This window comes from Leptospira ainlahdjerensis (genome assembly GCF_016919175.1).
In the GTDB taxonomy this organism is placed as follows: domain Bacteria; phylum Spirochaetota; class Leptospiria; order Leptospirales; family Leptospiraceae; genus Leptospira; species Leptospira ainlahdjerensis.
In genome coordinates, this window is the sequence record NZ_JAFFPU010000015.1 from 1 (window position 1) to 7383 (window position 7383).

The following is a 7383-nucleotide window of genomic DNA, read 5'->3' on the forward strand; positions in this document are numbered from 1 at the left end:
TAGGCAGACATGAAATGCAATCCGCAGAAGCGTCGAGGATTTGGAGAGAACCTTATTCCAATTCGACACACATGGTGGATGCGTCAGTTGCAAGTCGATACTATCTGAATCCTCGCGGACGAATTGAACATCGAGGGTTCTTAGATCTTAAGGACGAAGAGACTGCAATGCTTAAAGACAATCTTATTAAGGTTTGGATCTATGCACTCGTCGACGTTTATTCAAAGGCTTTCGTTCTTCGCGCTTACGGTGGTAAACCTTTAACTCTCGGTGCTAAACATCGCGGGGAAAATACAACCGACTATTTCGACTTTTTTAAATATGTCTGGTTACCGAAAAAAGATCGGAGAAATCCGTTTGAAGGAATTCCTGAATATCTGTATTCCGATAAAGGTTCCGGATTGATTGGGGCGAAAGGGGCGCTTACTCGTTTAGGAATCACAGTCAGGATGCACACTGCAGGTCGTCCGAAAGCGAAAGGTCCTGTGGAAAGAAGGATCGGGATTTTTAAGAATATCATAGAACCTGCTATTGATGGGAAGAGATTTAGCGACTTAGAAGAGTTCAACGATTTTTTGAATCTCTATGTAATCCATGAAAATCAACTACGCGGAACGTTCGACCTTTGGCTGTCAGGAACAAAAATTAAACCGGTTCGAAGAGTTACTGAAGAGAACTTTTATGATGCTACTGTCGCTTTTGATAATCGAGTCGTAAATAACTACGGATGTATTGAATATCGAAATCATTCTTACGGAGTAGCCCTTGACCTCGTTGGACAAAAAATCACTCTCTTTAAAGACAGAGAAGGCAACCTCGTAGCCGAAGATAGATTAGGAAATCTTTATATATGTAATCCAGACGGCGCACGAAGCATTTCGCAGGCTACCGGATTTGAAACGCAATCAGCGGAAAACTGGAAGAAAACGGATAGGATGCGATTACGAGAATCGATTCGTGAAGGTGCTAAGAAACAACGCAAAATCTCAACAATCGAAGACCTCTATCCAGAATCAGAACTTAAAAATCTTAGATACTTCCCTGCAAACACGGTTTCGGTAGAGATTCCTGCGACTATGGCACCGGCGGAATTTCCAGATACCGAATCAGCTTGGAGTTATATCGAAAGAAGACTCCTTGCCTATCGTTCCGAAATGCCAGAACAGCTTGTAGGTGCAATCCAACAACGCCTTGAATCAAGCATTTCCCTTAGAGGAAGTATCTCAAATGAAGAAGTATACGATCTTTTGAATATACTTAACAACATCGATTTCGAAATCAAAGACAAACAGGAGAACGCGGAATGAACTTCGTCGATACAGAAAACACAAATAAGGTTATTAGAGCAATCAAGCAGACCGTAGACGGTTCACACTGGGAGTGTATCGTAGGACACGTTGGAGCAGGTAAAACTTTTCTCTATGAACACATGCTTCATTTTTGGAGAGATTATCCAAATAAGTTTCAAGTAATCGAAATGGGAAGATGTTATGAAAGTTTTGATTATAACATCAATCAGATTATGAAAGTGATGATCTCAGAACTTGCTCCCGATAGAGAGATCCCTGGAAACGCTCACGCAAAACAACTTATTCTTCGAGAAATTTTAACCACGGCTTTCAAAAGAAAGAGAAAGATCATTCTCTTATTCGATGAGTCTCAAGCTCTTTCAGGTAAACTGCTTAGAGATCTAAAAAAGATTCATGAAATCAGTATTCCCGAAAAAGAAAATCTTTTCTCAATTGTTATGTTCGGAAAAAACGAAGGTCCTTGGCTCCGATCCTTATTGAAGACTCAGGAAATCGGATGGAGAATTCGTAAGACAAACTTGGAGCCGCTTAAGGATACCGAAGTCCTTTCATTTGCAGGGGACGCATTTGATGTTAGATTTGAATCCGGACAGAATGGACAAAAGACACGTCAAATTTTTATTCAGAACACATTTCCAACTCCTCTCGGAGTGAAGCATCAAATTCGAAAAATCGAAAGAACGTTTATCGGATGGAACCGTGTTCTTACTTACGAGCAAGCAAAAATAATCTTTCCACAATCCTTTGGAGAGATACTCAAAAAACTTAAAATTACTCAACGCGAAGTAGCAAGAAGAGTCCGAGAAATCACGGGTAAAGATTTAAGCAAAGCCGCAATCTCTACCTATCTAAGCGGTGACGAAGGTGACATTAAGAAATCAAGGCTGAGTCTCGATGGTCATAAGATAACGATGGAAGCCGCAATGGATTTAATCAGAGACCGTTCACCAGGTGATGTTCAATCTGCGGAAGTCCTCCTAAGATCAGCAAACGAATAACGCAATATTTTAATATTGAGAGGTAACATGAAAATCGCAAACCAGGAAGAACACAGCAACGCTCTGCAAAGAGTAGCCGAAGTCAAAAAACAGATCTCTGAATTTAAAACGAATTCAGGGGATCTTGAAACAGAGGTAGCTCTTTTAGAGGAGGAGAAGAAAGAAACCATCAAACGTTTAGAAGAAGAGAAGAAAACAGAGATTCAAGGAATCGATGACAAAATCAAAACCCTGAAAGATCGATTGAAAACCGCTAAAGAAGAACAGAAGCAAAATCTTAAAACACTTGAAAGTGAACTTAAAGAACTTCAATCCGCTTTAGGCGAGTTCGTAGTGGATCAAGTCGCGGTATAAAGGAAGGAAAAACGTATGGCGATTGCAAAGAAGAAAAAGGTTGCGAAGAAGAAAGTCGCTACCAAGAAAACGGGAAAGAAGAAGGGAAGAAATAAGGTTCCACCTGTAAAAGTAGTTCCTTCTTCCACAAGTGGAGTCGCGGTAGACATGACTCCTGAGAATTCGGAAACCAAAGAATAGGAGGTCATCGTGGCTACAAAGAAGAAGACGAGTAAAAATCATTTAGTCGATTTACCGGATAACAACTATCTAAACCGCGATGACCTCACCCAAGCTGTGCAACAGCTTGGGGAGTTCAAACGCCAGAGAGATCGAATCACGAGCAAAACAGACGACCAAATCAGCAAGCTTCAAAACGATCTTCAGGAAGAGATTTCTCCATTGGACTTAAAAATCCAGCACATTGCGTCTGGGATAAAACACTTTGTGGATCACCATAAGGAAGAACTCTTCCCAGATCCAGAGTATAAAACCTGCAAGTTGACAACCGGATCTTTAAAACTTAGGAGAATTCCAGCCAGTGTGAAGACAAGAGCTACGCAAAAATTCTTTGAAAGAATACTTTCAGAGAATGGTCTTCTCGAAAAGTTTAACAACCTCGTTTCTCGATTAAGCGGAGTCTTTCTTCGAGTCAAGTTGGAGTTGAACAAAGAGCAAATCCTTGCGGAACCTCTTAAAGCAATGCAGAAAATCGGGGTCGAACTCAACGAAGAATCCGAACGCTTATACATTTCTCCTTCAGAGACGGATGTAGAAATCGAAGCAATCGGAGACGCCGCATGAGCAATCAGATTCCACAGGATGTTCGTGAGGTTCTGGAGAAAATCCAGGACCTTGCCGCGAGCGATTGCAACCACAGCGAAAACGTCGATGAAATATTTCATCTAACGGATGGGGTTTTAACAAAGTATGCCGAGGCAGAAACGGCTTCCTGAGCTATGAGTAACGAAGAGGGTTCCATTGATATAAAGCGATCGGAGGACCTTTGGATCGATCACTGTGAAGATTTCCTCCGACGTGGGAAAATACTAAAACGCTGGAATGAACTTCCGGAGTATATAAAGACCGAGAGAATGAAAGAATATTACATTGAGTTAAAGAGGAGAATAGAAAGCAATGAACGTTCCAATGAAAATAAAAGAGAGTATGTTAGTTGATCGTATGGAATATCGCATACGATTCAGAATGAAAGAGAGTATGTTGGTTGAACGTTTAGAACGTCACCTACGATTCAGTGGGGAGCTGAAACCTTGGAAGGAAGTTCCAGAAAACTTAAAAACATATCGTGTGAGAAAATATTACATAAAGTTAAAGAGAAGGGTTAGCAATATGATAATTCCAAAAAGCACAGTAGGAAAATACAGAGCGATTTCATCTCTACTTTACGAAATTCGTCATGCGCTCTTTTTTATGAAGATCAGTAAAGAGGATCGACTCTATTTAGAAAATTATAAAGTCCCTCTTGAACAAGAATGGAACGCCCTATTCAAAGCAATCGAAACCGATCATAAATTTTTAAAATCCTCAAAATTTTATTCTTGAGAAAAGAAATTATGAATAGAGAGCAACAGAATATCAATTTTATTCAAGCATACGACCTCCTCGATTCGGATTCCAAAACTGCAATTATGAAACTTACCGAACTTGGTTGGTCCGTTAAAGAGTGGGAATTTAAGGATGATACTTGGAGAAAGAACGCATGAGCATTGTCAGAAACCCATTAGATCCAGAAGCATTCTGGACTATTCATGAACGTGTTGGAGTTTACGCGTTTATTCCAAGAGTAAACGAACCAAGCAATAACCTTATGAGACCGATTGGATTCGAAAGACAGAGTGAAATCATAATCGTATCGGATCTCGATGAACTTTCGATAAAGAGGAGAAATGAAGAATGAATCATCGGCAAGTTAGTCCAATCGTTGAAGGGAAGATGAGAGGAAATATCAAAGAACACCTTCCTGGCCCAAGACCAAACATTGAGCCTCCGCCACAAATTTCGGAACCACCTCTTCAAACTTTATCATCAGAGGATTTCATCGATACTCTGAGAGATTGCGCTTTCATAAAGTTAGGACTCAATTACGTTCTCAATGTAATCGATCATCAGCTTGACAAGGGTAACGGCTTTAAAATCGATCGTGAAACTGCCGATGTTATAAAGTCCGTTTCAGCTACCTTGCAAAACCGTATAGAAAAGCTGGAACGAATTGAATATCAGACTTTTAAGGAATCATTATATGCAGGACCATCACCGACATCGAGGAAAATCCTATGAGTTCTTTCGAGTTGTTAGTATTGATTCTTGGATATAGCGTATTTTGGACTTTGTTGATTTGGTTTTGTGTTGGTCTATTTGCTCTCCTTCTTTGGTGGTTCGTATTCCATATTTTGTTTCGAGATCGAGTTTTAAAAAATAAGGAGGTTTGTAATCATGAAAACTCTAACTGAAGAGCTTCCTATTTTATTTAATGATCAGATGATATGTGCAATTTTAGAAGGAAGAAAAAGCCAAACTCGTAGAATTTCTGGTCTCGAAGTCCTAAACAAGAATCCTAACGAATGGGAATTTGTGGAACCTTCGTTTTCGCACACTCACAACGGAGTAAGAACCTCCGTTTTATTAATAAACAAAAAAACCGAAGAATCTGTTTTTGTTGATTGTCCATACGGAACCAAGCGTTCGCTTCTCTGGGTAAGAGAATCTTGGCGAATAGGAGCCTGGAATGTTTCGAAGAAATCATTAGCTTTCGATTATAGAGCTAATGATTTTGCTCGTAAGGAATGGATAGAAATTTCGGATAAAACTATGTTTGAAAGACTTATTCAGCAATCGCAGAATGATGCTTTTAAAGCGGGGTTAAGTGGGGATCAATACCAATGGGAACCGGGGGAATCTCCTTGTCGATGGAGACCTTCGATACACATGCCGAGAGTTGCGTCTCGTTTAATACTCGAAATAAAGAATATCCGAGTAGAACGTTTAGTTACCCTCTCAGAAGAAGATGCACTAGCCGAGGGAGTCGAAATTGATTCGGAAGAATGTGATCACGTAAGATATTCATGCTCGGATATAGGATGCCTTGGACAAACTTACAAATCTGGATTTGCAAAACTTTGGATTGAACTTCACGGCCAGAGTGCCTGGAGTATAAACCCGTGGGTATGGGTTATCGAATTTGAAATTTGGGAAGATGAGTTGCCGTATTGACTAGTTTAAAGGAGGTCAAGTCAAAGCATGAAACCCACAGATGTATCACCAATAATCAGAGTATTTAAAGTGTTCCTTTATGACGGAGCTACACCTTTTATAACGAAAGATCCAGTATTGATTGCAGATGTAATTTCAGACGCCGAACCAGGAGACGACGAGATCCGAATCAAAGTTCAGTCTTTTACTGAACACGAATATTCAAATCTTCCGGAATGGGATGGTCCGTAATGGATTCAGATAATAACAATCTGATCGATTTCAAAGAACTTGGAACATGGTCTGTAAAACGTTCAGATAAATCTAAAAAGCAATGTGAGCACGATAAAGTTTACATTATCGAAGGTTCCCCTTTTTTAGAATGCCAAAATTGTCAAAGCGAAGTAGATCCGATCTGGTTTATGAAGAAAGTTGCTGGTGAAGAGCAAATAAAAGAGTGGAGAGCGAATTATTTTGTAAATTTCATAAACGAACTTAAAGAAAAAATAGAAAATCAAAACCGATTAAAATGCGAACACTGCGGAAGATTCACGAGGATCTTGAAATGAAAAACAAGGACACTTCAAAAGAAATAGAACTGCTTAAGTATACTTCCAACATAATCAAAAAACTTCGAGAAGGTAGTAACGGTGGAAAAGGCATTTCTCAAACAGAATTAGGGCGGGCGATAGGAGAAAATCCGAATACAATTTCTCGTTGGGAAACAGGCGAATACAAACCCACGATAGTGGATCTTTATAATCTTTCTCGATTCTTTAATGTTCCGATTTCAGTCTTTTTTAATCGCAAGGAGGATTTGAACGAATTAAGAGTAGTGATGAATAAGTTTTTAACGAAGCAGGATAAAGAAGAGATTATAAATTTTATTCAATTTAAAATTTGGATGCGTTCACCGAATAGAAAGAAAATTGGAAGGAAAAGATCAGAAGGTAAATCAAAATGTTAAGTTTAGATGAAAAAAGAAAACAAAGACTGAAACAACTTTTTGCCATTGGACGTGAGATAGGATATTCAAAAGAAACTCTTGAAGAGATAAGTTCTTCATTACGAATGGGTGGCAAATTAAGTAAACTTTCTGAAAGCCAAATTCAGAGGATTCTCAATTCTCTCAAGAATGGACATCCAGAGGCCTTCAGAAGACCACTGGAAAGAAATAAGAAGAGGTCCATCCCAAAGTCTCAGGTGTTCTCAATTCCTTCTGTGAATCAAAGAGAAATGGTTGAAACGCTTCTTTCCCAAGTTAATAAAATCGCACCCTATACGATTTCTTTAGAATCTATGGCTCAGAAAACCTTCAAAATCTCTTCCGAAAAACTCTCCTTTCATCAATACCAATCTCTCATAGAAGCTCTTAAATCGATGAAATCCAGATTCGAAAGAGATTCATTCCTTAGAAAAACTTCTCAACTTTGAATAAAAAAGAATCTTAAAAGATCGTTTTTAGATATTTTTTTATACTTTTTAGTCTTGTTTTATCTGCGTTTATAATAGTTCAGTAGTGCGTGGGGACA

Annotated in this window: 16 protein-coding genes; all 16 read left to right on the plus strand. The window is 39.1% G+C overall.

Annotation, left to right across the window (positions count from 1 at the left end; all coding sequences use genetic code 11):
* The coding region (locus JWG45_RS03710) for a DDE-type integrase/transposase/recombinase (protein ID WP_205278442.1) at nucleotides 1–1307 on the plus strand (1307 nt) is incomplete at its 5' end.
* Nucleotides 1304–2308 (plus strand): ATP-binding protein, encoded by a 1005-nt coding sequence (locus tag JWG45_RS03715; protein ID WP_205278443.1) that lies wholly within the window; start codon nucleotides 1304–1306, stop codon nucleotides 2306–2308. The genes JWG45_RS03710 and JWG45_RS03715, both read left to right, overlap by 4 nt.
* Before the next feature lie 27 nt (nucleotides 2309–2335).
* Nucleotides 2336–2662 carry a hypothetical protein gene (locus JWG45_RS03720; protein WP_205278444.1) on the plus strand — a complete coding sequence of 109 codons (327 nt, stop codon included), beginning with the start codon at nucleotides 2336–2338 and terminating at the stop codon, nucleotides 2660–2662.
* 15 nt (nucleotides 2663–2677) lie between these two features.
* Nucleotides 2678–2842 (plus strand): hypothetical protein, encoded by a 165-nt coding sequence (locus JWG45_RS03725; protein WP_205278445.1) that lies wholly within the window; start codon nucleotides 2678–2680, stop codon nucleotides 2840–2842.
* Between the two features lie 9 nt (nucleotides 2843–2851).
* Nucleotides 2852–3445 carry a host-nuclease inhibitor Gam family protein gene (locus tag JWG45_RS03730; protein WP_205278446.1) on the plus strand — a complete coding sequence of 198 codons (594 nt, stop codon included), beginning with the start codon at nucleotides 2852–2854 and terminating at the stop codon, nucleotides 3443–3445.
* A complete protein-coding gene (locus JWG45_RS03735; RefSeq protein WP_205278447.1) occupies nucleotides 3442–3597 on the plus strand; it encodes a hypothetical protein in 156 nt (51 codons plus the stop codon). Before JWG45_RS03730 ends, JWG45_RS03735 begins: the two co-directional genes overlap by 4 nt.
* A 3-nt stretch (nucleotides 3598–3600) precedes the next feature.
* Nucleotides 3601–3819: a hypothetical protein gene (locus JWG45_RS22095; RefSeq protein WP_232380503.1), complete on the plus strand. Its 219-nt coding sequence runs from the start codon at nucleotides 3601–3603 to the stop codon at nucleotides 3817–3819.
* On the plus strand, nucleotides 3779–4204 hold the full coding sequence (locus tag JWG45_RS22100; RefSeq protein WP_232380504.1) for a hypothetical protein: 426 nt from the start codon (nucleotides 3779–3781) through the stop codon (nucleotides 4202–4204). The genes JWG45_RS22095 and JWG45_RS22100 overlap by 41 nt, the downstream gene beginning before the upstream one ends.
* An 11-nt stretch (nucleotides 4205–4215) precedes the next feature.
* Nucleotides 4216–4365 carry a hypothetical protein gene (locus tag JWG45_RS03745; RefSeq protein ID WP_205278448.1) on the plus strand — a complete coding sequence of 50 codons (150 nt, stop codon included), beginning with the start codon at nucleotides 4216–4218 and terminating at the stop codon, nucleotides 4363–4365.
* On the plus strand, nucleotides 4362–4559 hold the full coding sequence (locus JWG45_RS03750) for a hypothetical protein (RefSeq protein WP_205278449.1): 198 nt from the start codon (nucleotides 4362–4364) through the stop codon (nucleotides 4557–4559). The genes JWG45_RS03745 and JWG45_RS03750 overlap by 4 nt, the downstream gene beginning before the upstream one ends.
* Nucleotides 4556–4939 (plus strand): hypothetical protein, encoded by a 384-nt coding sequence (locus JWG45_RS03755; RefSeq protein ID WP_232380506.1) that lies wholly within the window; start codon nucleotides 4556–4558, stop codon nucleotides 4937–4939. Before JWG45_RS03750 ends, JWG45_RS03755 begins: the two co-directional genes overlap by 4 nt.
* A gap of 156 nt (nucleotides 4940–5095) precedes the next feature.
* Entirely contained in the window at nucleotides 5096–5872 is a 777-nt protein-coding gene (locus JWG45_RS03760) for a hypothetical protein (protein ID WP_205278450.1), read from the plus strand.
* Nucleotides 5873–5941: 69 nt separating this feature from the next.
* On the plus strand, nucleotides 5942–6103 hold the full coding sequence (locus JWG45_RS03765) for a hypothetical protein (protein ID WP_232380505.1): 162 nt from the start codon (nucleotides 5942–5944) through the stop codon (nucleotides 6101–6103).
* Nucleotides 6103–6420, plus strand: coding sequence for a hypothetical protein (locus JWG45_RS03770; protein ID WP_205278452.1), 318 nt, complete (start codon nucleotides 6103–6105; stop codon nucleotides 6418–6420). Before JWG45_RS03765 ends, JWG45_RS03770 begins: the two co-directional genes overlap by 1 nt.
* The gene (locus tag JWG45_RS03775) at nucleotides 6417–6818 is read left to right on the plus strand and encodes a helix-turn-helix transcriptional regulator (RefSeq protein ID WP_205278453.1); all 402 of its coding nucleotides are present in this window, start codon (nucleotides 6417–6419) and stop codon (nucleotides 6816–6818) included. The genes JWG45_RS03770 and JWG45_RS03775 overlap by 4 nt, the downstream gene beginning before the upstream one ends.
* Nucleotides 6806–7285, plus strand: coding sequence for a hypothetical protein (locus JWG45_RS03780; RefSeq protein ID WP_408611594.1), 480 nt, complete (start codon nucleotides 6806–6808; stop codon nucleotides 7283–7285). The genes JWG45_RS03775 and JWG45_RS03780 overlap by 13 nt, the downstream gene beginning before the upstream one ends.
* Nucleotides 7286–7383 lie beyond the last annotated feature (98 nt).